Source organism: Holophagales bacterium (genome assembly GCA_016699405.1).
GTDB lineage: Bacteria > Acidobacteriota > Thermoanaerobaculia > Multivoradales > JAGPDF01 > JAAYLR01.
The window spans coordinates 5,176,193-5,202,868 of record CP064972.1; the positions used below are offsets into that span (position 1 = coordinate 5,176,193).

Consider the following 26,676-nt stretch of genomic DNA (forward strand, 5'->3'; position numbering starts at 1 on the left):
TGCTAGAGTCTCCGGCCCTATGGAGCGGATCCTCGTCCGCGGCGCCCGCGAACACAATCTCAAGAACCTCTCGCTCGAGATCCCGCGCGACCGGCTGGTCGTGGTCACCGGGGTCTCGGGTTCCGGCAAGTCCTCGCTCGCCTTCGACACCCTCTTCGCCGAGGGGCAGCGGCGCTACGTCGAGTCGCTCTCGGCCTACGCCCGCCAGTTCCTGCCCCAGCTCGAGAAACCCGACGTCGACTCGATCGAGGGGCTCTCCCCGGCCATCTCGATCGAGCAGAAATCGGTCTCGCGCAACCCGCGCTCGACCGTCGGCACGGTCACCGAGATCCACGACTACCTGCGACTGCTCTTCGCCGCGGTCGGCATTCCCCACTGCCCGAAGTGCGGCGAGGTGGTGCGCCCGCAGACCGTGCAGCAGATGGTCGACCGCCTGATGGCACTGCCCGACGGCACGAAGGTCCAGCTCTACTCGCCGTTCGTCCGCGGCAAGAAGGGCGAGTACCGCAAGCAGCTCGCCGAGATGGCCCGGCAGGGCTTCGTGCGGGCGCGCATCGACGGCGAAGTCGTCGAGCTCTCCCGCGAGCTGCCGGCCCTCGACAAGCAGAAGAAGCACTCGATCGACGTGCTGGTCGACCGGCTGGTGGTGCGCCGCGGGCTCGAGAAGCGAGTCGCCGAGTCGCTCGAGACGGCGCTCAAGGTCGGCGGCGGCCTGGTCGTCCTGGCGGTCGACGGACAGCCCGAGGAGACGCTTTCGCAGAACTACGCCTGCGGCAGTTGCGGCACCGGGCTCGCCGAGATCACCCCGCGGCTCTTCTCCTTCAACAGCCCCTACGGCGCCTGCCCGACCTGCTCGGGCCTCGGCACGCTGATGGGGGTCGACCCGGACAAGGTGGTCGCCGACCCCGACCGCTCGCTCGACGCCGGCGCGCTCGCGCTCTTCCAGTCCGGCACGAAGTCCTGGCGGATGCGGATGATCGCCACGCTCGCCAAGGCGATGGGCTTCTCGATGGCGACGCCCTGGCGCAAGCTCCCGGCGCGCGCCCGCGAGGTGATCCTCCAGGGCTCCGGCGAGCGCGAGCTGAAGTTCGAGTTCAAGGGGAAGAAATCGAGCTATCAGTGGGAGGGCCGCTACGAGGGCATCGTGCCGATGCTCGAGCGGCGCTACCGCGAGACCGAGTCGGCCGGCATCCGCCAGGAGATCGAGAAGTTCATGTCGGTCAAGACCTGCCCGGACTGCCATGGCCGCCGGCTTCGCCCGGAGGCGCTCGGCGTGACGGTCTGCGATCACCGCATCGACGCGCTCAACTCGCTCCCCGTCGAGGCGCTCCACCGCATCGTCGACACCCTGCCGCTGCCCGAGCGCGAGCGGGTGATCGCCGGCAAGGTCCTGCAGGAGATTCGTGACCGCCTGCGCTTCCTCGTCGACGTCGGCGTCGGCTACCTGACGCTCGACCGCTCGTCGGCGACGCTCTCCGGCGGCGAGAGCCAGCGCATCCGACTCGCGACGCAGATCGGTTCGAAGCTCATGGGGGTCCTCTACGTGCTCGACGAGCCGTCGATCGGGCTCCATCAGAAGGACAACGAACGGCTGATCGCGACGCTCCAGGGGATGCGCGACCTCGGCAACTCGGTGCTGGTCGTCGAGCACGACGAGGACACCATCCGCGCCGCCGACTGGGTCATCGACCTCGGACCGGGCGCCGGCATCCACGGCGGCGAGCTCGTCGCCGAGGGAACTGCCGCCGAGATCGAGCGCCACCCGACCTCGCTCACCGGGCGCTACCTGCGCGGCGACCTGCACGTCGAGCTGCCCGGCCGGCGCCGCGCACCGGGCGGCAAGGCGCTGCTCGTCGAGGGGGCGCGACACAACAACCTCAAGGGCTTCGACGCGGAGTTCCCGCTCGGGCTCTTCACCGTCGTCACCGGCGTCTCCGGCTCGGGCAAGAGCAGCTTGGTCAACGACATCCTCTACAAGGCGCTCAACCGTCACTTCTACAAGGCGCTCGACAAGCCGGGCGAGCACGAGCGCCTGCTCGGCCTCGAGCACCTCGACAAGGTCATCGCCATCGACCAGAGCCCGATCGGCCGCACGCCGCGCTCGAACCCGGCGACCTACACCGGGGTGTTCAATCCGATCCGCTCGCTGATGGCGATGACCCCCGAGGCGCGAGCGCGCGGCTTCCAGCCCGGCCGCTTCAGCTTCAACGTCAAGGGCGGGCGCTGCGAGGCCTGCGCCGGCGACGGGCAGATCAAGATCGAGATGCACTTCCTGCCGGACATCTACATCACCTGCGAGGTGTGCGGCGGCAAGCGCTACGACCGCGAGACGCTGGCGGTGCGCTACAAGGGGCTGAACATCGCCGAGATCCTCGACCTTTCCGTCGAGCAGGCGCGCGAGTTCTTCGAGAACGTGCCGTCGATCTCGCGCATCCTGGCGACCCTCGACGAGGTCGGCCTCGGCTACATCCACCTCGGTCAGTCCGCGGTGACCCTCTCGGGCGGCGAGGCGCAACGCGTCAAGCTCGCCACCGAGCTCTGCAAGCGCTCGACCGGCCGCACGCTCTACCTGCTCGACGAGCCGACGACCGGCCTCCACTTCGACGACGTCCGCAAGCTCCTCTCGCTCCTCCACAAGCTGGTCGAGAAGGGGAACACGGTGATCGTCGTCGAGCACAACCTCGACGTCATCAAGACCGCCGACTGGGTCCTCGACCTCGGCCCCGACGGCGGCGATGCCGGCGGCCGCCTCCTCGGCGCCGGCTCGCCGGAGGCGATCGCCGCACTGCCGGAAAGCCACACCGGGCGGTTCCTCGCGCGGGCGCTCGCGGGCGTGGGCGCGAGGCTCAGTTCATGAACGGTGCCCCGACCCACCAGAAGCTCAGGTCCCCCGGCTCGAAGCCGTTCGCGAAAAGCGAGCCGTATTGCACGAAGGCGGCTCCGAGATTGGTGAGGGTCAGGAAGTCGCGGGTCGGCAGCCCCGCCACCAAATCGGCGTTGCCATCGTGATTGAAGTCTCCGACGCCGAGCGCCGTGCCGTACCCCTGATCCACCTGGGGTGACCACGGCAGGCCGCCGACTCCCGGGTGCGGGGACTCGTACCGAGTCGCGAGCCCTCTTTCCGGCCGCCCCATGAGCACGGTCAGGCTTCCGAGGCGTTCTCCGTTCCAGATGGTGCCGTCCGCACCAACAGCAAGGTCGTCGATCGGCCGTCGAGCGCCGAGGTACTCCCGGCGATCGCCGTCGAAATTGCCAACGGCGAGGGCGGCTCCGAACCCTCGAACCTCCTGGACGCCTGGAATGCGGGGATAGTAGTCCGAGGGCTTGTGGACCACCTTCACGACCTGCAATGGATCCATCCCGCCGAAGTAGGCCAACACGAGCCCACTGTCTACGGCACCGGCCAAGTCCTCTCCGGGCGCCCCGATGGCGAGGTCGAGATGGCCGTTGCCATCGAAGTCGCCTGCCGCAAGGCTCCGACCAAATCCGTCGCCCGGCTCCTCCGGGTCCGGGATCGCCCCTTGCCCGATGGTGGCAGCCGCCATCGTACGCGACAGGCCAACGGAGGTACCCATGAGCACGTTGACCCGTCCCGCACCGCCGTTCTCTCCCGGAACTCCGATCGCCAGATCCAGATAGGTATCGGCGTTGACGTCCACCGCAGCCAACGCCCAGCCGAAGAGGTCCCAGGCCTCGGGGACCTCGTGGCTCGCCAGCGGGGCCGTTCCCTGGTCGAAGAAGACCCCGGTGCTCGGATCGAGGCCGGAGGCCGTACCGTTGAGCACCCAGACCGCGCCGGTCATCTGCCAGACGCCGCCGACGAAGTAGCCGTGATGGCCCGGAATCCCGACCGCCAAGTCGGTGTCGCCGTCGCGGTCGAAGTCGGCTGCCGCCAGCGCAGCTCCGAAGCTATCGCCGGCGATGTTGTACCAGTGGATATGTTGGTCGGCCAGCGTCGCCAAGCCGAACGGGCCACCGAAGAATACCTCCACGGCTCCCGAGGGGTGCTCGACCCCTTGGAACGAGTAGCGGTCGTTCGGGATGCCGACCGCGAGATCCGCGCAGCCGTCGTTGTTGAAGTCTCCAGAGGCCAGGGCGCTGCCGAAGCGGTCGAGGTTCTGCGGCGGATAGGCGGCGGAGGTGAATTGCGACAAGACCCGCTCGGCTGCCAGCCCGGTGGCGATCCCGCTGTAGCGCGCCCCGTTCATGACGATCACCGCGCCCGCGTTCGGTACCGTGGTGCCGAGATAGAAACCGGTGTGATCGGGAGCGCCGATCGCGACGTCGTCGATGCCGTCGCAGTTCCAGTCGCCAGAGGCCATCGCCGCGCCGTAGCGGTCGTGCGCCGCCGGCGGAGCCGGCAAAGTGCTCTGCTGATAGAGCGACTGTGCGCGCTCGGCGGAGAGGCCGATGCCAGCGATCGCAGAGAGCGGTCCGGCGAAGCCGGAACCGAGGAACGCGGTGAGGGCTGCTCGGGAAACGAAGGAGAGGGTAGTTTGATGTCGGATCTTCATGCCCAGTACGCGAGAACCGCCCGGATCGCGGCTCGCGCGGCGAGGAGAGCGCCTCCTCCCGCATCGCGGTGGGAATCCGTCCTCCCGGCCGGCGAACGTTACCCCGCGGAGAGTGTCTGCGCTCCCCGCCGACGGCCGGGACCTACCGCGTGTACGGGAGCTGGCGGGACCACAGCGTGGTGTTTCCCGACTCGAAGCCGTTAGCGAAAAGCGAGCCGTAGAGCAAGAGGGCGGCGCCGAGGTCGGGGAGGAGGGGGGAGTCACGGGTCGGCAGACCCGCCACCAGGTCGGCATGACCATCGCCATTGAAATCGCCGGCGCCGACCGCTTTGCCGTACCCCTGGTCGACCTGCGGCGACAACGGTAGGCCACCGACGCCGGGATGCGGCGACTCGTAGCGCGCCGCGATCGCGGTTTCGCCTCGCCCCATGAGCACCGTGACGCTGCCGACGCGCTGGCTGAACGAGAGAGTCCCGTCTGCCCCGACCACGAGATCGTCGAGCGGTCGTCGCACGCCGGAGAGATCCCGTCGATCGCCATCGAAGTTGCCCGCCGCGAGCGTGGCCCCGAAACCCCGAACCTCCTGTTCGCCCGGGACGTAGGCGTAGTAGTCGGAGGGCCAGTGGTGGACCATCCGATACCCCGTCCCCTCGAAGATCGGGCCGCCGAAGACGACGGCGACCACGCCCGAGTCCACGGCGATGCCCTCGTCCTGCCCCGGCACACCGATGGCAACATCGCCGACTCCATCGCCGTCGAAATCCCCGGCTGCCAGCGCTCGGCCGAGACCATCTCCCGGCTCTTCCGCGCCGCCCACGATCTGCGGCTGCCTCCAGGTCAGGGCTGTCGTTTGTCCCAGACCGGTGGAGCCTCCGGACAGCAGGTGGACGACTCCCGCGCCGCCGTTTTCTCCCGGGGCCCCGATCACCAAGTCATCGAACTGATCGCTATTGAGGTCCGCCGCGACCAGCGCGTAACCGAAGAGATCCCAGGCCTCGGGGTCCTCCTGACTCGCCAGCGGGGCGGTGCCCTGATCGAAGTAGGCGGCGGTGCTCGGATCGAGACCGGAGCCAGTGCCGTCGAGCACCCAGACCGCACCGGTCATCTGCCAGACGCCGCCGACGAAGTAGCCGTGATTGCCCGGGATCCCGACTGCCAAGTCGTCGATCCCGTCGTGGTCGAAGTCTCCCGCCGCCAGCGCCGCCCCGAAGCTGTCGCCGGCGATGTTGAACCAGTGGATGTGCTGGTCGGCCATCGTCGCCAGCCCGAGCGGGCCACCGAAGAACACCTCCACAGCTCCCGAGGGGTGTTCGACCCCCTGGAACGTGTAGCGGTCGTTCGGGATGCCGACCGCCAGGTCGGCGCAGCCGTCGCCGTTGAAGTCCCCGGAAACCAGGGCGCTGCCGAAGTGGTCGAGGTTCTGCGGCGGATGGGCGGCGGAGGTGAACTGCGACAAGACCCGTTCGGCGAGCGCACCGGTGGCGATTCCGCTGAAGCGGGCTCCGTCCTGGACGATCACCGCGCCCGCGGCGGGCACGGTGACGCCGAGGAAGTAACCGGTGTGATCGGGAGCGCCGATCGCCAAGTCGTCGATGCCGTCGCAGTTCCAGTCGCCAGCGGCGAGTGCCGCACCATAGTGGTCGTACGACCCCGGCGGAGCCGGCAAGGTGCTCTGTTGCTGGAGCGCGAGAGCGCGCTCGGAAGAGAAGCCGATGCCCGCGAGTGCGAGACGCGGGCTCGCGAAAACGAAGCCGAGGAGCGCCAGGAGGGCTGCTCGGAAAGGACCGGCGAGACGACCTCGAGTTGTGTTCTTCTTCATGACCAGTACGCGAGAGCGAACGCATTCCCGGCTCGCCACCGATCCTCGCGAAGCCCGCGGGCTTCTGTTTGGTGCTTCGCTTCGGGCGCCGACCGCCTGCAATAGACTCGCGTCATGGCCTCGGGCGGTGCGGCTCCAACCGACGTCACCGGTCTTCTTCAAGCCTGGCGTTCGGGCGACGCCCAGGCCGCCGAGAGCCTGCTGGCGCGCACCTACGCCGACCTCAAGCGGCTTGCCGCGGCCCAGCTTCGCCGCGAGCGCTCCACCCACACCCTGCAGGCTACGGCCCTCGTCCACGAGACCTTCCTGCGCTTGCTCGGTCAGCAGCAGGTGAACTGGCGCGACCGCGCGCACTTTTTCGGCTTGGCGGCCACCATGATGCGCCGCATCCTGGTCGATCACGCGCGCGCGCGGCTGGCCCGGAAGCGCCAGCAACCCGAGGCGGAGGGAGGGCTGTCCATCACCGCCGGCGGCATCCCGGCGGTCGATCTGCTCGATCTGGATCGAGCCTTGACGCGCTTCGCCACCGAGCATCCGCGCCAGGGCCGCGTCGTCGAGTTACGCTACTTCGCCGATCTCGACATCGAGGAGATCGGCGTCTGCCTCGACCTTTCGCCGGCGACGGTCAAGCGAGACTGGGCTTTCGCCCGCGCCTGGCTCAAAGCGGAGCTGGCCTCGACTTCATCTGCCACATGAGCGAGAGCTCACTCCCTGAGCTCTTCGCGAGAGCAATCGAGCTCGGCGCCGAGGGCCGGAGTCAGCTGCTGGCGCTACTCGATGCCGACGATCCGGCGCTCGCTGCCCGGCTAGCACGCTTGCTCGAAAGCGCCGAGGGCGGCTCGCCACTCGACCGTTCGCCCTGGGACACCATGCGTGCAGCCCGCGGAAAGGCCACTCCACTCCCCGAGCGGATCGGTCCCTATCGCGTGCTCTCCGAGCTTGGCCGCGGCGGCATGGCCCGCGTCTTTCTCGCCGTCGAAGAGACCGAGCTCTACCAGCGCCAGCTGGCCGTCAAGGTTCTCGAGCGACCAGCCGGCGATGCGGATTCGGCCCGCCGATTCCGCGAAGAGGTCCGCCTGCTTTCCACCCTCGAGCACCCGGGCATCGCGCGTTTTCTCGACGGAGGCCAGACCGAGGACGGTCACCTCTATCTCGCCCTCGAACACGTCGACGGCGTGGATCTCTTGACCTGGGCAGACAGTCATCGGCTGGCGACCCGCGAACGCGTCGAGCTGTATCTCTCCGCCCTTGCGCCACTACGCTGGGCCCATGCTCGCGGTGTCATCCACCGCGACCTGAAGCCCGGGCACTTCCTCGTCGACGCGGAAGGGCGCCCTCGGCTCCTCGACTTCGGTCTCTCCAAGCTGACCGACCCGCGCGAACCCGCGGCGACGACGCTCACCGCCACTCGGGCGCTAACCCCGGCGTACGCGAGCCCCGAGCAGTTTGTCGGCGAAGCGATCTCGACGGCGTCCGACATCTACTCGCTCGGCGCGATCCTCTACGAGCTCCTGTGCGGTCGTCGGCCGTTCGCCGACCTCGAAGAGCGACCGGGGGCGTTCGAACGGGCCGTGCTCGACACCGATCCAGCACCCCCGTCGACCGTCGATCCGCTCGATGCGGACCTCGATGCCATCTGTCTCAGGGCGTTGCGCAAGAACCCCGGCGACCGCTATCGCGACGCCGACGCACTGGCGCGTGATCTTGAGCGCTACCTGTCCGGCGCCGCGGTCGAGGCCAGGCGCGGCGGGTGGCGCTATCGCAGCGCGCGCTTCGTGCGGCGTCATCGCAGCGGCATCACGACCGCCGCCGCGCTCGCCCTCGCGGCTCTCGCCACCACCGTGGCGCTGTCGATGTCCCGGCCGAGTCGGCCTGCGCCCCCACCGCCCCGTCCGTTCCCGTTTTCGGCCGTGGGGAGGCTCGATCTGGACACGCTGCGCCGCGACTTCGCCGCCGCACCCGATGATCCGCAGGCCGGTGCGCTCCTTGTTCTCCGCCTGCTACCCGAGCAACGTCTCGACGAGGCTCGCCTGGTGGTGGCTCGACTGCGCCAGATCCCCGGCAGAGAGGAAGACGCACTGACCGACTACGCGGAGGCGGCCCTCGCTTCGCGCACCGAGCAACCGCAACGCGCCGTCGTGCTCCTGCGTCGAGGGCTGGAGAAGGCCATCGTGGGGCACCGGGGAGAGCTCGTGGGCCAGATCCGCGCGATGCTGGCCCGCAACCTCTCTAGACTCGGCGATCGCGAGGCGGCCCGTCAAGAGATGGAGTTGGCGTTGGCGAGCTTCGAGCAAGCGGGCGATCACGCCTCCGCGGGCCGAGTGCTCAACAACCTGGGGCTCGATCATCAGCGAACCGGAGATCTCGAGGTCGCCCGACAGCTTCTCGATCGGGGCCTGCACGAAGTGCAGCAGACCGACCTCTATCCTGGCTCGCTGCTGATCAATCTCGCCCTGCTGGACATTCTCCGCGGTCGTCCTGATCTGGCCGAGCCGGCGCTGCGGCAAGTCGCCGAGGTTCGGAGCAAGGAGTCGAATCGACGGCAGTACGGCGACGTTCTCGGCTTCCTCGGTCAGTCGCTTTTCGAGCTCGGCCGCACGACCGAGGCTGCGGCGCAGCTCGACGCCGCCTTGGCCATCCTGCGTGCCCCCGGCGATTTCGAGAACCTCCAACAGTTCCTCGAGAGCCGGGCCGAGCTGGCCTACGAGTCCGGACGACTCGACGAAGTCGAACCGATCGCCCGCGAGCTGCGGAGCGCTGCGGAGGGCGCGGGAACGCCGCTGCCGTTGGCGCTAGCGCGCGGCCTCGAGGCTAGGCTGGCGGCAGCCCGCGGAGAGATCGAACCGATGCGCAGAGGTTTCGCCGACTCTCTCAACGTCTTGGACGAGAACGGCGACCTCGACAACGCGGTCGAGATCGGCGCGGCTCACGCCACCGCCGAGTGGCGGGCGGGAAGTTCTTCGTTGGCGCGGGGCGCCGCGGAAGCCGTGATCCGTCGGTACCCCGAAGGCGCTCGGGAGGTCCGCGCCATCTACCTCGCCCGCTGCCTGCGCCTCCGCACGCTCGCCGACGACGGCGAGCTGGAAGCGGCGTCTCGCGAGCTCGCGCTGCTTGGCGATGGGGACTCCGCACCGGCCCCTGGTCGTCGCATCGCCTTCCTGCTGGCGCGTGCCGCGCTGGCGCGCGCCGAGGGGCGACTCCCCGCGGCGCGAGCGGATCTCGACTCGGCGCTCGCAATCGCCACGGCGGCCGGCCGAAAGCTCGACGAGCTCGATGTGCGCCTGGCACAAGCGACGCTCGCTTCGGCGGTGGCGCACGCGCCGCTCCGCGAGCTCGCGCGCGAAGCGGACTCTCTCGGGCTTGAGCTGTGGGCGCAACGGGCGCGCACCGCGGTGGCGCAGCAGGATCCCAGGTAGATCTTCAGGTGACACCCGACGCCGCAGCGCTCGCACCGTATGCCGCGCCAGCGCTCGGCATGCCTTCAGGCGCGGTCAGTGTGCGGTCTGGCGGGCCAGGCGGAGCCCCAGAGTCACGAGCACGAAGCCGGAGATTCGTTCCTGCCAGCGCCCGACTCGCGCGCCGATCGTTCGACATTTTCCGAGTCCCGTGGCGAGCCAGATCAGCCCTGCTTCGTAGAGGACATCGAGCAGCGCCATCGTCGCACCGAGCAGAAGGAACTGAAGGAACACGAACCCGCGCTCCGCTTCGACGAACTGTGGGAGAAACGCCAGAAAGAAGAGGGCGACCTTGGGATTGAGCACGCCACTCGCCACCGCCTGCAGGAAGACGAGGCCCGCTGCGGGTGCTCTGGGTTCTGTGGTGGCGGCTCGCGCGCTGCTCCCACCGATCGCCCGCAAACCGAGCAGGACCAGGTAGGCCGCGCCGGCGAGCTGCACGGCCGTGAAAGCGGTCGCCGAGCGAGCGAGGAGCGCCGAAAGGCCGAGTGCGGCGCCAGCCGCATGGAAGAGAGTGCCGACGTTCAGCCCGAGCGCCGTCAGCATTCCGACGCGCCGCCCTCCCGCGAGGGTCCGCGAGAGCACCAGTGCCTGTCCCGGTCCAGGAGCGAGCACCAGCGCTCCCGCCGTGGCCAGAAAAAGAAGGTATCTGCTCGGATCGATCACCGCTCGCCTCGCGCTCCCCTTTTGTCAGCCTTTCGCGGTGGTCACGACGCTCTCGGCCCACCGCAACAGCCAACGCCGAAACGCCGCGTGGGCCGCGCTCTCCACTCGCACGAAGTCCATGTGCTCACTGTCCGGAAGCTCGACCCAGGAGACCTCGTCTCCCGCCTCGCGAGCTGCCGCCACGTACGCTCGCGAGGCGGCGACGGGCACGGCGGCATCGCGGACGCCGTGCAGCAGCAGCTGCGGAGCTCCGAGCGGCAAGAGGTCGCGCGGCGAAACGGCAGCATAGCGAGCGGGCACCTCCGCCGGGCTCCCGCCGACCAGATCGGCAACCGCTCCGTGGCCGAGCCGCTGCTCCGCGGCCGTTCGCAGATCGGCGACCGGCGCGAGCCCCACCGCGGCCGCCGGGAGTACCCGGCGAGGGCCACGGGAGGACGCTGCGCGGCGCCGGGCGACCGCCCAGAGCGCGAGTTGCCCCCCTGCCGAGTGCCCCGCGACGACGACGCGGGAAAGGTCGAGGGGCGCGCCATGACTCGCGAGCACCGTCAGGTGGTCAACCGCTGCGGCGACGTCCTCGAAGGTCCCGGGCCAGCCGCCTCCAGGCTGACCGAGCCGGCGATAGCCCACATTCCAGACCGCGAACCCTCGCACCGCGAGATCTTGCGCGACGCCGTCCAGCTGCTCCCGTCCCCATGGCATTCGCCAGAAGCCGCCATGGAGGAGCACGACGACGGGAGCGAACGGCGCCTGCGCCGCGCCCGCGAGCCAGAGATCCCCCTCCTGGCCAGCCTGCTCGCCATAGGCAACGGTCGTGATGTTCGCAAGTGCCTGCATGTCGACTCCCGCGGACCGGTCCGAGGCCCCTAACCGTGGGCGACTCGCTCCTATTCCCGCTCCGAGGTCTCCGACCTCGATTCGCTCTCGAGCTCGAATTCCACCTGCCTTCGCGGGGGCAACTCCCCTTGGCGCAAGCGAGCCCGAGAGGTCATGACAGCCCATAGAGGACCAGCGATGCGAGCACGAGACCGACCAAGTGATAGGAGCCGACAACAGCCGCGTAGAGACCGGGTCGCGGCATGTTCGGAGCGACGGCATTGACCGTGGTGATGGTGGCGCCGAAGCCGAGCCCGACGACGGCCCCGAGGCGCAGGTGATCGACGAGTGAATGAGCGTGGGCGGATTCGAGCAGGAAAGCTGCGGCGGAAACGGCGATCAGGCAGCCGGCCAGGGGCACGAGGTAGTACTCCCATGTCGGTCGCCACTTCGGCGGGCGTTGAAAACCGACGGCGGTGTCCCACTGCCGACCGAACAACGGCGTGAACCAAAGCCCGCCGAGAGCGAAGTAGCTGAAACCGGCCACGATGACGGGAAGGATCTTCATGCAGGATTCGTCCTCTTCTTCAACGCCGAACGCCGTCGGGTTCGCGGCAAGCGCGGCGGCAGGAGTGGTGTGCAGGCCGCGGCTAGACCTCGCCAGGGGTGCACGGGAGCCGAGCGAGCGTGAGCCCGGTGGGGAGTGCGAGGGCGAAGCCACCGGAAGCGATGAGGATCAGGTAGACCACTGCGCCCGCGATGCCGCCGATCGCGCACGACCGAACGAGCAGATCCGCGAGGGCTACGGAACCCGAAGCGAACCCCCAGCCGAGAACGGAGGCGGCAACCCACGCAGCGGCAGGACCAAAGGATGTGCGGAGCAGCACGGCCTGCCAGGTGCCGACGACGAGGCCACCGATCACAACGGAAGGGTGGAGCGAGTACGGGAGGCCAAGCCCCGCCAGGTTCGCCAGATCGGCACCCCCAAAAGGCGCCGTCAGGCCGAGAAAGCACGACCAGAACCAACGAGTGACGGGGCCGTGCCACATTCGCAGAGCCCGTGCCTGGAAGAAGCCCACCGCAAGCCCTGCGCCCGCACCGACAGGTGTGTGCAGGGTGTGACAACCGAGGCTCTCGGCGAGAGCGGCGAAGAGCACGATCGCCGGAACGCCCAACGCCCAGCCGAGCGCGGTCGAGCGGACCCAGGGCGCGAAGCGAACGCCGGCGGAGGACTCGAATGACCTCATGGTCTCGCAAGCCGCAGCCCGGCGAATCGAAGATACGAACGGCGCGACGGAGAGAGCCGCGCAGCAGCGCCGACCCGACCTCTCGGAGGAAGCGCACGGAGGAGCATCAGAGCTCGGCGAAGATCTCGACGACGTTGCCGTCGGGGTCGCGGAAGAACAGCGTGCGATGACCCCAAGGCTGGTCCGTCGGCCCGGAAAGGACATCGACTCCACGCTCGTGCAGGGTGTCGGCACACCGCGCGACCTCTGCGGGTGCGACCCGAAACGCCAGCTGCAGCGACAACACGCCGATCGGAGGGGCGGGGTCGTCGAACAGGAGGCCGCGCTCGGTCAGTGCGAGGATGCTCGAGCCGACCCGGTATTCGACCCACTGGGGTCCGAGCTCGCGATGCTGGGTAAGGCCGAGTACGACGCCATAGAAGTCACGCATCCGAGCCATCTGGCGCGCGAAGATCACGGTGTAGTCGAGACTGCGAAGCGGAAGCTTGGAATCCATGGCTCCACTCCTGGACGTTGTGACAAGTGACTCGAACGTCGACCCTACGGGCGCAAGCGCGACAAGCTACCCTGGGCGCGACGACCGAGCACGAGCCAGCCACCGATGCCGAGGGCGATCACCAGCGCGCCGAGGCCGATCGCGTCGAGGGTCGGCACCTCGACCAGCGAGCCGACCGCCCCTTCGTAGGCCCCGATGTCGACCGTTCCGTTCTGGATCCGCGGGTTGCCGTCGAGGTCGGTCACCAGGTTGATCACTGGGTTGTTGTCGCCGGCGTCGAGCATCGGAGAGTGGGTCCGCAGGTGGAGGTCGTCGCCGCTCACGAAGAGCGGATCGTCGACGACCGAGTCGGTGAGCGTGAGCGGCGCCTGGACGTCGCCGAGCTGATTGCCGAAGAACCCATTGTGCCCGCCGGCGAGCGTGACGACCCCGAGCAGCCCGTCCGCCAAGCCGACGCCGTATCCGCCACTCCTGACCACGAGATTGCTCGAGATTGTCATTGTCGCTTCGGCTCCGGCATCGATCTCGAGAGACAGACCGCTGTAACCCGAGTCGGCGATCGTGTTGTTGGCCCAGGTTGCAGCTCCGGTGCCACCGATCGGTGCACCCTCCAAGCCACTCGCCGCGTCGAGGGTGAGTGAAAGGCCGATCGAAAGGTTGCGGAAGAGGTTGTTCACTGCGAGAACGGCAGCATGACCACCCGGGGCGACACGGGTTTCGAATCCGGTGCCGACGCGGCCTCCTCCTCCGAGAAACTGATTGGCGTCGGCGACCACCGAGACCGTGCCTCCGCTCGCGGCGAAGGTCTGGATGCCGTCGACAAAGCCCAGGTCCGAGCCGTGCAGTCGAACCAGGTTGCGCTCGAAACGTGCGTCGATGGCGGTTCCGCCGAGGAACGCGGCCGTTGCCAGGTACGGCCCATCGGGCGCCCAGATGTCGAAGACGCAATCGCGCACGACGACGGTGTGCTCGCCGGAGATGGAGACCGCCGAAGAGCTCCCGAAGCGCTTGGTCAGCCGAAGCCGTTCCAGGGTGAGAAAGCTGCGGTCGGAAGCCAGGATCGCTTGGGCCGAATACTCTGGAGAACCGCCGAGTTGAATCTCCGAATCGCGGATCGTCACCGTGTTGGCCGCGGCGCCCGTGTTCGTGGCGAGATGGAACGAGGTGGCCCCGGTGTTGTCCGGGTCTTCGATCGTCAGGCGCTCGGCCGTCACCGCGAGCGTGGCGCTGCTGGCGCCGTAGATCTCGACCAGCCAGCCGCCGGTGGCCGCGGGAAGCAGTCGGAGCCCGCTCAGCCGATAGACGGGGGAAGCGTTCCCGCTGGAGCGGAGACTGAGCGCGCAAGGTCTTGCAAAGACGCAGGCGCCGCTGCCGGCGCGAAGCGTCGGCAAGAACCCGAGACCGCCTTCGATGCGGACCGATTGCTGCGCGACAACGGTCTCGACGAAGGTGTCGTTGCTGTCGATGCGAACCAGAGCGTCGGAGGTCCCCTGGACCGCGTTAACCGCCGCCTGGATCGTCGCGTAATCGGTCGGAACCACGGCGGTGGCAGCGTGGGCGGCTGCAGAGAAGGCGGCTATCGGGATCCAAGCCGAGGCGGCGAAGAGAACTGGCAGGGCCAGGCGCAGGACGCGTGGCCGGGGAGAGACGAGCAACTGCATGCGATCCAACCTCCTTTGATCCGCGCGAGCGGACTGTGGTGCCGGGCTCGCCCGCAAGGCGGTCACGGCTGACACTCAAGGAGGATCGAAAAGCGGCCGGGAAAGCCGACAGGCTCGACGCGTCGGCAGGGGGGTGGAGATTCGCGAGAAGCGGACTAGCGACGAACGGTGGGGACCTGGGCGGCGTCGCCGTCGCTACTCGGCGGCGCCGCCGCGCCGTTAGCTCGCACGCGCAGCCGCGCCAAGGCGGCCAACCGCTGATCGTTATCGCGGGCCTCACGTGCTTCGAGACTCTCGGGGCCGAGATCCCGGTCGAGGATCTGACGCGCGGCCAGGAGCTCTTGCTCCGCCTCGTCCCACCGTTCGAGCGCGACGTGCGCCGCACCGAGCAGGCTGAGAGAGGTCCCGATGCGCCAGTCGTCGGCAGCGAAGGCCGCCTTCTGGACAGCCAGCGCATGCGCCAGGAGCGGCTCGGCCTCGCGCGGGCGCTGGCGGTCGAGCAGAACGCGGGCCAGCATGACCTCCTGGCGAGCGACGGTCGGATGATCGTTGCCATAGGAGGAGCGAGACAGCCGCAGCGCCTCGGCGGCCTCTCGCTCCGCCTCGTCGAGGCGGCCGAGCTGTCGCAGGACGCCGGCGAAGTTCGAGCGCCGCTGGGCGTGCAGCGGATGCTCTGCTCCCAGGGCGTGAGCGCTGATCTCGAGCGCCTCGCGGAAGAGCGCCTCGGCCTCGGCGTGAGCGCCTCGCTCGTCGACCACCAGGGCCAGATTCGAGAGCGACGTCGCGGTGTCAGGGTGGTCGGCGCCGCTCGCGGCCCGCGTCACCGCGAGCGCCTCGCGAAAGAGCTTCTCAGCCTCACCACGCTGACCGGTCATCCGCAGCAACAGCGCCAGGTCGCTCATGCTGGTAGCCGTGTCGTGGGCCTGCAGTCCCAGGACCTTCCGACGGGTGGCCAACGAGCTGCGAAAGAGCGGCTCGGCGCGTGGGAACTGCCCGGTGTCGTAGTAGGCACGTCCGAGATCGACTTCAGCGGCCGCTACCTCCTCGTGCTCCTCGCCCTGGAAGCGGCGGCGCATCGCGAGAGCCTTCTCGAGCGTCGCGATGGCCTCGGGGAAGCGAGCGAGCTCGAGCTCGGCGATTCCCAGATCGTTGAGCGTCTTGGCGACGAGAAGCGAGGAGCCCTGCGTCAGTTCGCCGAGGTCGACTGCCTCCCGCAGAATCGCGTACGCACGCTCGGCTTGGCCTCGGCGTAGCTGGATCCGCCCGACCGTGCGCAGGACCTCGATCCGCGCTTCCGGTTGGCGTCCGAGCACTGCCTTCGCCCGCTCGACGGAAGAGTCGAGCAGGCCCTCGACGGAAGTCTCCGTGCGCCCGGTCCAGAAGGGATCGGCCTGAACCAGGATCTCGGTGAGGAATTCGCTCACCGCCGTGGCGCGATCGCGCTCGCGCCGCAAGCGAACGCTCGCGGTGACGAGGACGGTGGCGAGCACCGAGAGGCCGGCAACGGTCGCTGCCAGCGGCCGCAGGTTCCGCCGCACGAACTTGCCGAGGCGATAGGTCCACGAGTCGGGCCGTGCCTGGATCGGGTGGTCGGAGAGGAACCGGCGCAGGTCGTCGGCGAACGCGGCGGCCGACTCGTATCGTTGCGTCGGGTCCTTCTTGAGCGCTTGCGCGACGATCGTGTCGAGATCGCCACGCAGCTCGCGGCGCAGTCGTTCGGGCGTCGACGAACGTTGGCCGGCGACGACGGCCAGCGTTGCAGTCGGCGATTTCTGGGAGTCGCTCACCGCCTCCGAAAGGCGAGCCGGCTGAGTGTCGACGATCGCCTTGAGCATCTCGGCCGGCGAAGCAGCCGGGCTCCCCACCGCGAATCTGCCGGTGAGAAGGAGGTACAGCAGGCCTCCGAGCGCGTAGACATCCGTCGCCGTGGTGACGGCTTCGCCCGTCACCTGCTCCGGCGTGGCGAACGCCGGGGTGAAGGCCCACGTGCCCAGCGTCGCTTGCCCGTTCCGGCCGTCCTCGGTGTCCGCATCGAGAATCGTGGCGATCCCGAAGTCGAGCAGCTTGACCTGACCTTCCTCCGAAACCAGGACGTTGGAAGGCTTGAGATCGCGGTGGACGACGAGATTGGCGTGAGCGTGGGCCACGGCCTCGGCCACGCCGAGGAAGAGGCGAATGCGCGCACGGATGTCGAGCGACCGGTTGTCCGCGTACTGGTCGATCGGCTCGCCCGCGACATACTCGAGCACGAGATAGGGCTGGCCGATTTCCGTGACGCCGGCGTCGATCAGTCGGGCGATGTGCGGATGTCGAAGCCGGGCAAGAATCGAACCCTCCCGGCGAAAGCGCTCCTGTCCCGCCGGACCAAGAAGAGCAACGGAGAGGAGCTTGACTGCCGCTTGGCCTTCGAAGCGGCCGTCGCTGCGGCGCGCGAGCCAGACCGTCCCCATACCGCCGCTACCCAGCGGTCGCTCCAGGGCATATGCACCGAAAACCTGCCCCGCCAGCGAGCGCCCGGCGAGCAGCGATTCCGGATCGCCTTCGAGGAACGCCTCGGCACGCATCGCCTCTCCTTCGGCAAGGAGCCGACCGAGGTCGACCGCTAGCTCGGGCTCGCCCATCCCCAGCTCTCGAAGGTAGTCGGCGCGCTTCTCGACCGGAAGTGCCAGAAGCTGGTCAAGGTGTGGGCTCACCCGGCGCCAGCGTTCGGGGGTCAAAGAGCGGGGCCCTCCCGCAAGGTCTCGCGCAGGTAGATGCGCGCTTTGTCCCAGTGTCTCTGGACGGTCCGCTCGCTCACTCCGCGGAGCTCGGCGATCTCGCCGAAGGTGAAGCCGCAGAAGAACTTCAGATCGACGATATGGGCGATCTCGGGCTCGATCTCGGCGAGTCTGTCGAGCGCTTCGCCGAGCCGGGCGATCTCCTCGGTGTCGCCGTCGCGTCCCGCTTGGGCCACGTCGTGCCCATCGAGGGCGGTGATCTCGAAGGCTCCGCCTCGCTTGCGCGCCTGCTTGCGGCGCAAACCGTCGATGATCAGGCCGCGCATCACGCGGGCGGCATAGGCGAAGAGCCGGGCGCGATCGGGAAAGGAAGCGCCCTCCCGCTGCGCCATCACCAGATACGTCTCGTGCAAGAGGCTGGTGACGCCAAGCGCCGCCCCCGGCCCGCATCGGCGGAGCTCACGCTGCGCCAAGTGACGGAGCTCGCGATAGAGCGCGGCGAAGAGAGCCTCGGTGGCCGAGCCGTCGCCCGCCTCGACGGCAGACAAGAGCGAGGAGATCTGAGCTCGAGGGTCCACGTTGGGCCGTTGGTCAACCCGGCAAGGGGCGACTTCAGATTGGGAACGCGCCGCACACTATGCGAACCTCTCGCATCGGCGCAAGGGAACCTCCCCGTGGCGGTGTGGCTCCGGCTCCCGCGCAGCGTTCGACAGCCTCAGAGCCTCGGCCCGAGGGAACGCCACGCGACCCGACCCGTGCCCCTGACCCGCTCGTCTGCATCCGGCCCCCCACAGCGCGAATGTCGGGTCTCAAGCCTGGAAGACGATTCTCCCTGCGAAGGATTGCTCGATGAACGGCTGGCCGGTCCAACCGCGGGCCGCTGCGCTCCAGGACGAGACGATAGCCATGAAACTCCTCTTTCGCCTTTTCGGCGTTCTCGCCGGACCCACCTCCAGACCACCGCAAGAGCCTGGGGACACCTGCATCACTCGCTGGAGGGTACTCCCCAGCGACGTGGACCTGTTCGGTCACATGAACAACAGCCGCTACCAAGCGATCATGGACCTCGGTCGCATCGACTACCTGCGCCGCTGTGATCTCTTGAAGGGCGTCGTGCGCAACCGCTGGATTGCACCGGTGGGCAGCGCACATCTCCAGTTCCGCAAGCAGCTCGCTCCACTTGAGCGCTACGAGTTGCACACCACGCTGATGCACTGGGACGAGCGCTGGTTCTACTTTCGGCAGCAGTTCTTCCGCCGCGGCGATCGCGTGCGCCCGGTCTGCACCGGCTACGTGACGACACTCTTCGTAGGGCGCGAAGGTCCTGTGCCTACCGCGCACGTGGTACCGGAGTTGTCTGGCCGCGAGCTCGCGCCTCCTCCCCTGACCGATGAGCTGCGCTACGCGTTCCACCTCGAGATGTCTGCCATCGCGTTGGCGAATGGACGCGCCGAGTCGCCATCACCGCAGCCGCCATGCCTTCCGAGCGGTGCCCCGAGCACCGCGAACCGGCAGCCAGGCGCCGTCGCGCGCTAAGGAAGGCCCGCACTGGTGAGTGGGATACGGCGTTCTGGCGGGCAACTCACGGGAGGAGTTTCGAGCGAAGAGGCAACCTCGCCGATCGCGGCCTCCGATCGGCCGGAGGGACCTCTCCAAGGCTCGGGCCCCGTCCACGAGAGACACCACTCCCCTCGAGTCTCCCGCTTGTGGCGGACCAGGTAGAGCTTCGCGAACGCAAACATCGTGAAGGCGCGCGCCGTGTTCTTCGCCAGGCCTTGGTAGCGCACCTTCATGAAGCCCCACGCCGCTTGACGAGGTCAGACTCAGGCTCGCCTCGGGCCCGGGAGCCGTCTTCAACTTCGGTTGACCGCGCCCTGGTGCTCCGTGAGCGGGCGATGCCGATGGCCGCGCCGGTCCACCCGGTGGCTCACGCCGGCGGCGCGGAAGCTCTGCCCGGATGCTTCACTCCAGTGGGCCTGATCGGCGAAGACCTCACGCCCTTCGCCGTGCAGCACGGCCTCGACCAGGGTGATGTCCGCGGTCGCCGCGTGCGTCGAGCTCACGTGATGCACCAAGCCCCGCCTCTCTGCCCCTCCGTGCAGCCTCAGGCCGAAGTGCCAGGTCTTGCCCTTGCGCGCCTGCCGCGTCGAGGGATGCGGCGCTCCCGGTCGCGTTCTTCGTCAAGCTCGGCGCCGGCCCTCCGGAGGCGATCGCCGCGCTACCGGAAAGCCACACCGGTCGGTTCCTCGCACGCACGCTCCGCTGACGGCAGAGCTCCGGCGGCGCGCGCTCAGATTTCGACCAGCCCACCGGCCGAGAGCGCCACGGCTTCGCCGAGCGGCATTCGACTCGGGGGTACCACGAGCCCGCAGCGGAAGACCACGCGCCCGCCGTAACGAGCCCGGAGCACGAGCGGTGCAACGCGCTCCGACCCCTCCCTGCCGGCGGGAGGAAGGCGAACGGACCAGCCGCACTCCTGGGCGCCGCGGGTCCAGGGAAACGCCGCCGCGACATCGGTCCGGCGGACCCGCTCGGCGGGGATCACCTGGCCGTCGGCCGCGACCAAGTCGATGGTGAGCGAGCGCCCGTCCTCGGCGAGCAGCCAACCGGCGAGCTCGACCCGGCCCGCTCGTTCGGAAGCCTGATCGACACAACCCTGGATCCAGGGCCCTCGCGGCGCCCCCGGTCCTTCGAGCCGGCCGAGGTCCACGCCGCGTCCGAGCACGGCGAGCGCTTGACGGAAGACCTCGACGGTCCGTTCGGTCGCTCGCTCGTCGTGCGCGGCGTTGGGCAACAGCGTCCCGTTGGTCACCACTCCGCGACGCAGGCACTCGTCGAGGAACTGTTCGAGCAGGCGATGGGCCGCCAAGCCTGCCTGATCGCGGAATGCGATGGTCAGGCGGGCCGAGGGGCCGGTCAGGGTGGCGTCGACACCCGCCGTCCTCGCCGCGGATGCGAAGCCGCTCCGCAGGCGGTCGCCGACCGCCGCCAGGTGGCTCAGCACCGGCCGACGAGCGAGCACATCGAGCACAACGCGGGCGGCGACGAGCGAGAGCGTCTCGCTCCGCCACGTCATGTCGACTCCGATCTCCGGCCAACGCCGCAAGAGAACACGCCGGCCGACGACGGCCGAGATCGGCCAGCCGTTGGCCATCGCCTTGCCGAAGGCGGCGAGATCCGGCATCACGCCGAAGAGCTCCTGCCCGCCGCCCCGCGCAATCCGGAAACCGGTGACGATCTCGTCGAAGATCAGCAGGGCACCGTGCTGGTGAGCGAGGTCCCTTCCATGAGAAGGCCATGTGGTGTCAATCGGCCGACTTGTCGGCCGCGCTCGAGGTCTTGGGCGAGGGTCCGGTGCCACGCTTCCATCCGCACTCTCGAGGAGCCCGCGTGGGGCTCGGTGCCTTTTGGTGTCCGATCGGAGCCGGGTGCTGCCATCTCACTCGCGGCCTGCGAGGCCTAGGGACCTGTCGCAGTCACCCGGACCCGGGTCGGACCCTGGCCCAAAGTCGTCGACTCCTCTCCTACCCGAGATGTCGTTGCCGTTTCATGCAGTCCCGGCGGCGGTGCGCAGAGCCTCGTAGGGTTCGCCGCTCACCCAGAGCCGATGCAGGAGGACGGCGAGCTTGCGGGCGATGGCGACGATCGCCCGTTTCTTCGCCGCTTTGCCGCCGCGTTTCGACAGCGCTTCGCCAAATCGCCGCAGATCGCTGTCGGGTGCGAGGGGACCCAGGATGTACTGGGCCGCTTGGACGAGCAGCTTGCGCAGGAAGGGGTCACCTTGCTTGGTGATCCGCAGCTGGGGCTGGCTCTCGCCCGAGTCCCGGACGCCGGGGACCAGTCCCAGGTAGGCCCCGACCTCTCGACTGCGGCGGAAGCGCTCGGGGGTTTCGATCGTCAGCACGTAGCTGACCGCCGTGACGACGCCCACGCCCGGGACCTGACGCAAGCGCTCGGTCTCGGGATGACGACGGCCGGGCTCCTCGACCTCACGGTCGAAGCCCTTGATCCGCTCCGTCAGCTCCATCACCGTTTCGAGAATCCTCAGCAGCGAGGGCCGCAGGCTCTCCGGCAAGGCCGACACGGCACGTGTAGGGAAGGCCTCCGTCGAACACTTGGGCAGACGTCCTCCAATCGCCTTGACCGCGCCGCGCACGTGATTGACCGCCATCGTGCGCATCCGCACCAGGACATCCCGCGCCCGCATCACCTCGAGCTCTCGCTGAGCGGCTTCGCTTCGATGCCGCACCGGATGCAGCAGCTTCGGCTCGACACGCGCCAAGCGCGCCAGTGTCTCGGCGTCCAGCACGTCCGTCTTCTTCCGGCTCTTGCCGATCAGCGGCAGCTGACGCGAATCCGCCACGATCACCTCGTGTCCCAGACTCGACAGCAGCCGGCTCATCCACGGCGACTGCGCTCCCGTCTCCAGCACCACCTGCATCGGGCCCCAGCGCGCCGACCAGGCTCGCAACGCGGCCTCCGAGCCTCCCGATCCGCTCCTGCCCTGCCTGCTCCCCACTCACCCGGTCGAGCACCACCACCTGCGTCCAGCGGTCGCCCACGTCCAGGCCCGCCGTCCACCCTCCCTCGCGCTTGCTATTCTTCTTCACGGCCAACCTCCTTTCTGGGCCCCAGCCCGTCAACCTGCAGACCGCAAAGGTACTGCGACAGGGGGGTTGGCCTTCTCATTCCAATCTCACCCCTGCGAGCCAACCGGACGGCGGCATCTGCTGCTTGGCCGGCTCGAGACAGACCGCCGCGACCCTTCCGCGATGTCGCGCCAGGAGTCTCTCGAGCGCCTCGAGATCTCCCCAGGCGAACGGCGCCACCAGCTCGCGCAGTCCGGCCGGAATCCCCCCCCACCGCCGGATTCCCGGCGGCGAACCAGTCGTGAAAGCCGTGGTAGCCGTGGTAGAGCACCATCTCGCGACCGGTCGCGAGGCGCGCGAGGCGCACCGCTGCCGTCACCGCATCCGAGCCGTTCTTGCCGAAGCCGACGGACTCCGCGCAAGGAATCGCCTCGACCAGTCGCCGCGCGACTTCGATCTCGAGCGGATGACCGAACGGGACCACCGGTCCGCAGCGCATCTGGTCGACGACCGCCGCCTCGACCTCCGGGTCGCGATAGCCGAGCACCACCGAGCCGTAGCCGCTCATCCAGTCGATCAGTGTGCGCCCCGTGGTGTCGACGAGCTCACAGCCCACCGCCGACTCCACGAACTGAGGGTAGAGCTCGTCCGCACCGGCATAGACCGGTCGCAGGCCGGTGACCAGCGGGGCGTAGGCGAGCAGTCGCCGCGACTCGCGGATGAGATCCACGGTGCGGGCGGCATCGACCGTCGACGGCCGATGTCGGCTCTCGCCTTCGTCGTCCGAAACCGGAAGGAATCTCTCCAACGTCTCCGGCAGCCGAAGGCTCTCTGCCTCCACGAGCCTTCCCAGGGTGAGGCGCAGAGCCTTTTCGACTTCGGCGAACGAGGGCGGAAGCGCCTCTCCATCGGGGAAGAAGCGCTCGAGATTCCGGCCCACGGAGAGCGCGAGCTCCCACGCTCCTTCGCCGCAGGCCTCGGTCTCCTGGTCGAGGCGACGCTCGGCCTCGGCGAGCCGGCTCGCCAGCTCGAGCGGCGAAGGCTCGTGGCGCTGCAGTGAGATGCGCGGGCCGTCGTCGTCCCCGAGCCACCCCTCGATGGTGGACACCGAGTGGGCCGGCGGCCCGTTGCGAGTGAAGACGAAACGAAGCTCGTCGAGCCCGAGCTCGACGGCCCGCCGGCGAGCCTCTTCCAGCTCGGCGAGCGAGGAGTTGTGGGCAAAGAGCACGTATTTCCAGACGACCCGCGGTGTGCTCCCGGTGGCGCGGCGTGCCTTCGCGAGATCGACGAGAAAGCGCCAGGCGAGCTCGAATCGGCCGCCGATCCGATACCGCAGGTACGTCTCGGGGACGGTGCCGTCGATGGCGCAGACGATTTCGTCGAAGCTGCCCGCCAGTCGCGACGGATCGACGACCCCGTGCGCGTTTGTCGTCATCGACAGGTACGAGGCCGGGAAGCGGCTTCGCACCAGACGCGCAAGGCCCCAGACGTCGGGATGCAGCAGCGGCTCGCCGTGCCCCTGAAAATCGAACGCACCGACGGTGATTCCTGCCCGTTCGAGGTCGGACAGAATCTTGTCGAGCCTTCCCGCCTCGAGGTGCTGGGGCGGAGCGTGGCGGCGCACGGCGAGCGGCACGCATCCGGGGCAGTCGAGGGAACAGTGGTAAGAGGGCTCGAGCTGGAAGACCTCGATGCGCCGGCGCGCGACAGCGTCGCTGCCGAAGGTCGGGCGCGCTCGCAGAGCCAGACAGCGCGCACAGACCTCCGGGAACGGCAACCTGCCGTCCCGCAAGCGGCGGCGGACGGCCTCGTACGGCTCGCCGAGCCAGACCTCGTGGGCATAGTCCCGCGTGGCGTCGAACCGTTGCAGCACGGTGGCATTCCCGGCATCGTCCCAGCAGACGAGATCACCGGTGGCGCGCAGATAGAGCGAGGCCTCCGAGGGGCAGGCGAGCGAATGCGATGGCGCCCGCGGCCGCGGCCTTCCGTCCCGCCCCTCGGCCCGCCCGTACGCCAGCCAATGCCGAGTCGCCGCCGCCTCGTCCTCGATTCCCGCCAACCGCAAGTCCGGATAGCGGTCGAGATAACTCGCCCAGTCGAAGCTCTCGTCGGTCCCTGACAGATCCGTCGGCACACCGGGTGTACGAGCTCGACGGGCGTACCGTTGCAGCGGCAGCGCTGCCGCGAGTCAGTTCGAGCAAGGCGATCCGAGCTCTGGGCGATGTGGTGCCTCTCCTTCCCGGGCAAGATCGCAGGCTCGACCGGACCGTCGACTGGAGGGCGAAGCCCGGGCCGCCTAGAATCCCCCTCCAGATGCCCCCGGTTCACGCGCCCTCCTTCGCCGAGAAGCGGCGGATTCTGCAGCTCGAGACGCTGTATGACCTGGCGCTCGCGTTGCACGCCGAGCGCGGGGAGCGCGAGCTGGTCGACGAGCTGCTGCAGCGGGTGTGCACGGTGCTCGATCCGGCGGCGGCGGTCGCGGTGACGCAGGAGGCCGACGGCTCGGGGACCGCCGCGTTGGTCGGGTGGATCGACGAGCCGCCCTCGGCCGAGCGCCTGCTCGCCGAGCCCCTCTGGCGCGACCTGCTCGCCGAGGGCGGGGCGCTCGAGCGCCATGTCGGGAGCTTCGCCGGACGGCGCTTCACCGACCTGCTGGCCACGCCGCTCGCCTACCGCGGCACTTTCCTCGGCTACCTCGCGCTGCTCGACAAGGAAGAGCGCGGCGCCGCGGGGAGCGCCTTTTCGGCCGAAGATCGTCGCTTTCTCGAATCGGTCGCCTCGCTGGCTGGCGTGGCCCTCGACGGCGCCCGGCGGCTCGAGCTGCTGTCGGGCGAACGCGAACGGCTCGCCGAGGAGAACAAGGCGCTGCGCGGGCGGCTGGTCGACGAGGTCTCGGGTCAGCGCATCGTCGCGCACGCGCCGCCGATGCGGCGCGTCATCGAGCTCGTCGAGCGCGTCGCGCCGCGCGGTGTGAACGTCCTGGTCCGGGGCGAGAGCGGCACCGGCAAGGAGCTCATCGCCAAGCTCCTGCACGTCGGTTCGCGCCGCAGCGGGCCGCTCGTCGCGCTCAACTGCGGCGCGTTGCCGGAGTCACTGCTCGAAAGCGAGCTCTTCGGCATCGAGGGCGGTGTGGCGACCGGCGTCCAGGCCCGGCGCGGCAAGCTCGAGCTGGCCTCCGGCGGCACGCTCTTCCTCGACGAGATCGGCGACATGGCGCCGGCACTGCAGGTCAAGCTGCTGCGCGCCATCCAGGAGCGCGAGGTGGTGCGGGTCGGCAGCGAGAAGACCGTCGCGGTGGACGTGCGCGTCGTCGCCGCGACGCATCGCGATCTCGAGGCGATGATCCTCGCCGGGACGTTCCGCGAAGACCTGTACTACCGCCTCCGCGGCGTGGAGATCGTCCTGCCGCCGCTGCGCGAGCGCCGCGAGGACATCCCGCATCTGGTGCGCCACTTCACCGAGTCGTTCTGCGCTCGAGAAGGGATCCCGTCGCCCGCCTGGCAGCCCGAGGCGCTCGCTTTCCTGCTCGGACACGACTTCCCGGGCAACGTCCGCGAATTGCAGAACCTGGTCGAAGGCGCCATCACCCTCTCCGACCGGCGGATCGACCGCGAGATCGTCCGCTCGTTGCTCGGGGCCGGCGGCACACCGGCCGAGGCGACCGACACGCTCGACCTCTCGGCTCTCGAGCAACGCCACATCGCGCGCGTCGTCCGCCTGGCCGGAGGAAACAAGAGCGCAGCCGCCAAGCTGCTGGGCCTCAGCCGTCGCACCCTGCTGCGCAAGGGCTTCTAGAGCAATGAGCCATATTGTCCGATGCGAGACAAGATGTCGCGAAACCTCGGCGGTGCCGCTACGTATGCCCTTTGCCGGGGTTGCGCACCTCCTCGAGTCGGACAGGTGCGACAAAATGTCTCGCGCGCGATTCGGCGCGGCATTTCGCCAACGCTCCGTCGTTTCGGGCTAAGCTCCTGCAACGACAATGGGTTGGATCGACATTCTCGGCGGCGCGGGAACCTGGCAGCAGAGTTGCTCTCCTCGGCAACCGTCCGAGGAGACATCCCATGCTCCAGTCCATTGCCCGTCAGCTCACGGTCCTTCACCTTCCTGTCGCGCACGCCGATCGGGTCTTCGCCCTGGCGGCGGTCGGATCGTTCGTCTGGCTGCTCCTCAACGACAAGATCCACCCACTCGCCGTCTACCTGCTCCAGGCCTACCTGAGTTTCTGACCCTCGCCTCGAGGCCGGGAGCGGTCGATGGCTGAGCAGGCCCCGCTGCGGGAGATCCGCCTGGTGCTGCCGATGGCACCGGACATGGAAGTGGTCGCCAGTCAGGCGGCCACCGCGGTGGCCGAGTTCGTCCGCATGAGTGCGGATAAGATCGACGAAGTCCGGATGGCGGTGGTCGAGGCCTGCATCAATGCTTTCGAGCACAGCCACGCTCCGGATCACACGCTGGAGATCACCTTCACGGTTCTCGGCGCGCCCGACCCCGAGTCGCTCCGCATCACGGTCCACGACCGCGGTGTCGGCTTCGCGCCGGAGAGCCTCGAAGAGCCGAAGATCGAGACCAAGATCAAGTCGGAGCGGAAACGCGGCTGGGGCATTAAGATCATCCGCGGCCTCATGGACGAGGTGAGCATTCAGTCGGGCGCGCAGGGCACGACGGTCGTGATGTGCAAGTCGCGATGAAGGAAGGG

20 protein-coding genes and 1 pseudogene are annotated in these 26,676 nt (G+C 68.9%); 7 read left to right on the plus strand and 14 right to left on the minus strand.

From position 1 onward, the window contains the following. Window positions 1-19 precede the first annotated feature (19 nt). Window positions 20-2,857 (plus strand): excinuclease ABC subunit UvrA, encoded by a 2,838-nt coding sequence (uvrA, locus tag IPJ17_21420; GenBank protein ID QQR73992.1) that lies wholly within the window; start codon window positions 20-22, stop codon window positions 2,855-2,857. Here uvrA and IPJ17_21425 read toward each other — a convergent pair. Together IPJ17_21425 and IPJ17_21430 are read right to left on the minus strand one after the other, a co-directional pair. After that, on the minus strand, window positions 2,847-4,514 hold the full coding sequence (locus IPJ17_21425) for an FG-GAP repeat protein (protein QQR73993.1): 1,668 nt from the start codon (window positions 4,512-4,514) through the stop codon (window positions 2,847-2,849). The genes uvrA and IPJ17_21425 overlap by 11 nt on opposite strands. A gap of 142 nt (window positions 4,515-4,656) precedes the next feature. Further along, a complete protein-coding gene (locus IPJ17_21430) occupies window positions 4,657-6,333 on the minus strand; it encodes an FG-GAP repeat protein (GenBank protein QQR73994.1) in 1,677 nt (558 codons plus the stop codon). 114 nt (window positions 6,334-6,447) lie between these two features. Here IPJ17_21430 and IPJ17_21435 point away from each other — a divergent pair, with 114 nt between their 5' ends. Continuing rightward, window positions 6,448-7,029, plus strand: coding sequence for a sigma-70 family RNA polymerase sigma factor (locus IPJ17_21435; GenBank protein ID QQR73995.1), 582 nt, complete (start codon window positions 6,448-6,450; stop codon window positions 7,027-7,029). Further along, on the plus strand, window positions 7,026-9,749 hold the full coding sequence (locus IPJ17_21440) for a protein kinase (protein ID QQR73996.1): 2,724 nt from the start codon (window positions 7,026-7,028) through the stop codon (window positions 9,747-9,749). Before IPJ17_21435 ends, IPJ17_21440 begins: the two co-directional genes overlap by 4 nt. A gap of 75 nt (window positions 9,750-9,824) precedes the next feature. On the opposite strand, the gene IPJ17_21445 is transcribed toward IPJ17_21440, so the two are convergent. From IPJ17_21445 to IPJ17_21480, 8 genes are all read right to left on the minus strand, one after another. After that, window positions 9,825-10,454, minus strand: coding sequence for a LysE family translocator (locus IPJ17_21445; GenBank protein ID QQR73997.1), 630 nt, complete (start codon window positions 10,452-10,454; stop codon window positions 9,825-9,827). A 24-nt stretch (window positions 10,455-10,478) separates the two neighbouring features. After that, window positions 10,479-11,288: an alpha/beta hydrolase gene (locus IPJ17_21450; GenBank protein ID QQR73998.1), complete on the minus strand. Its 810-nt coding sequence runs from the start codon at window positions 11,286-11,288 to the stop codon at window positions 10,479-10,481. 151 nt (window positions 11,289-11,439) lie between these two features. Further along, window positions 11,440-11,835 carry a DUF1761 domain-containing protein gene (locus tag IPJ17_21455; GenBank protein ID QQR73999.1) on the minus strand — a complete coding sequence of 132 codons (396 nt, stop codon included), beginning with the start codon at window positions 11,833-11,835 and terminating at the stop codon, window positions 11,440-11,442. Window positions 11,836-11,917: 82 nt separating this feature from the next. Then, the gene (locus IPJ17_21460; GenBank protein QQR74000.1) at window positions 11,918-12,514 is read right to left on the minus strand and encodes a hypothetical protein; all 597 of its coding nucleotides are present in this window, start codon (window positions 12,512-12,514) and stop codon (window positions 11,918-11,920) included. Between the two features lie 106 nt (window positions 12,515-12,620). Then, window positions 12,621-13,010, minus strand: coding sequence for a VOC family protein (locus IPJ17_21465; protein QQR74001.1), 390 nt, complete (start codon window positions 13,008-13,010; stop codon window positions 12,621-12,623). A gap of 44 nt (window positions 13,011-13,054) precedes the next feature. Beyond that, window positions 13,055-14,671, minus strand: coding sequence for a hypothetical protein (locus IPJ17_21470; GenBank protein ID QQR74002.1), 1,617 nt, complete (start codon window positions 14,669-14,671; stop codon window positions 13,055-13,057). Between the two features lie 155 nt (window positions 14,672-14,826). Next, window positions 14,827-17,364, minus strand: coding sequence for a serine/threonine protein kinase (locus tag IPJ17_21475; protein QQR74003.1), 2,538 nt, complete (start codon window positions 17,362-17,364; stop codon window positions 14,827-14,829). Between the two features lie 20 nt (window positions 17,365-17,384). Next, window positions 17,385-17,966: a sigma-70 family RNA polymerase sigma factor gene (locus IPJ17_21480; GenBank protein QQR74004.1), complete on the minus strand. Its 582-nt coding sequence runs from the start codon at window positions 17,964-17,966 to the stop codon at window positions 17,385-17,387. Window positions 17,967-18,237: 271 nt separating this feature from the next. On the opposite strand from IPJ17_21480, the gene IPJ17_21485 reads away from it, so the two are divergent. Beyond that, window positions 18,238-18,924, plus strand: a complete 687-nt coding sequence (locus IPJ17_21485; GenBank protein ID QQR74005.1) for an acyl-CoA thioesterase — start codon at window positions 18,238-18,240, stop codon at window positions 18,922-18,924. 317 nt (window positions 18,925-19,241) lie between these two features. On the opposite strand, the gene IPJ17_21490 is transcribed toward IPJ17_21485, so the two are convergent. From IPJ17_21490 to IPJ17_21505, 4 genes and pseudogenes are all read right to left on the minus strand, one after another. Then, complete coding sequence (locus IPJ17_21490) at window positions 19,242-19,451, minus strand: hypothetical protein (GenBank protein ID QQR74006.1); 210 nt, start codon at window positions 19,449-19,451, stop codon at window positions 19,242-19,244. 227 nt (window positions 19,452-19,678) lie between these two features. After that, the gene (locus tag IPJ17_21495) at window positions 19,679-20,749 is read right to left on the minus strand and encodes an aminotransferase class III-fold pyridoxal phosphate-dependent enzyme (GenBank protein QQR74007.1); all 1,071 of its coding nucleotides are present in this window, start codon (window positions 20,747-20,749) and stop codon (window positions 19,679-19,681) included. Between the two features lie 186 nt (window positions 20,750-20,935). Then, window positions 20,936-21,998 (minus strand): annotated as a pseudogene (locus tag IPJ17_21500) (IS110 family transposase). Further along, window positions 21,985-24,111: an aminotransferase class III-fold pyridoxal phosphate-dependent enzyme gene (locus tag IPJ17_21505; protein QQR74008.1), complete on the minus strand. Its 2,127-nt coding sequence runs from the start codon at window positions 24,109-24,111 to the stop codon at window positions 21,985-21,987. The pseudogene IPJ17_21500 and the gene IPJ17_21505 overlap by 14 nt, the downstream one beginning before the upstream one ends. A gap of 179 nt (window positions 24,112-24,290) precedes the next feature. On the opposite strand from IPJ17_21505, the gene IPJ17_21510 reads away from it, so the two are divergent. From IPJ17_21510 to IPJ17_21520, 3 genes are all read left to right on the plus strand, one after another. Beyond that, on the plus strand, window positions 24,291-25,772 hold the full coding sequence (locus IPJ17_21510; protein QQR74009.1) for a sigma 54-interacting transcriptional regulator: 1,482 nt from the start codon (window positions 24,291-24,293) through the stop codon (window positions 25,770-25,772). 269 nt (window positions 25,773-26,041) lie between these two features. Further along, on the plus strand, window positions 26,042-26,206 hold the full coding sequence (locus IPJ17_21515) for a hypothetical protein (protein QQR74010.1): 165 nt from the start codon (window positions 26,042-26,044) through the stop codon (window positions 26,204-26,206). 27 nt (window positions 26,207-26,233) lie between these two features. Continuing rightward, entirely contained in the window at window positions 26,234-26,668 is a 435-nt protein-coding gene (locus IPJ17_21520) for an ATP-binding protein (GenBank protein QQR74011.1), read from the plus strand. The last annotated feature ends 8 nt before the right edge of the window (window positions 26,669-26,676 follow it).